This window comes from Pseudomonas sp. EL_65y_Pfl2_R96, from assembly GCF_963970905.1.
GTDB lineage: Bacteria > Pseudomonadota > Gammaproteobacteria > Pseudomonadales > Pseudomonadaceae > Aquipseudomonas.
Window position 1 is genome coordinate 1 of record NZ_CAXAQH010000339.1, and the last position, 456, is coordinate 456.

Below are 456 nucleotides of genomic sequence, written 5' to 3' on the forward strand. Positions count from 1 at the left end.
CGACGATCAGCGCCAGCGCCTCGACACGAGCTGGGCCGGCCACCTGACCATGACCGAGCGCTTCGACGCCTTTCGCAGGCTCGATGACGAGGCCCGGGGCGCCTGGGTGGCCTTCGCGATCGCCCGCACGCTCGAGCCGACCCTCAACATTGCCGAAGGCTATCGCAGCAACGGTTTTCACGACCATCTTGGTCGCCTTCTGGACATCCAGGTCGAACATTGGTGGCGCCCCACGGCCGAGAACTTCTTTGGTCGCGTCAAGAAGACCGTCATGCTCGATGCTCTGGAGGAGATCGGCGGCACGATCCTGCGGGGCCGCTACAAGGACGCCAAGAAGGGCGACCTTGCCAGCACCTGCGCATCGCTTTGCAATGGGCAGGGGATCGTAGAGGCCGAGATCCGCGAGAAGGCGACCGCCTGGTTGCCCGACGCAATGCGGTTCGATGGCATCGAAAG

1 protein-coding gene is annotated in these 456 nt (G+C 64.5%); it reads left to right on the forward strand.

Annotated elements, in window-relative coordinates:
- On the forward strand, positions 1-456 hold a 456-nt coding region (locus AACY49_RS30935; protein ID WP_445262693.1), incomplete at both ends, for a hypothetical protein.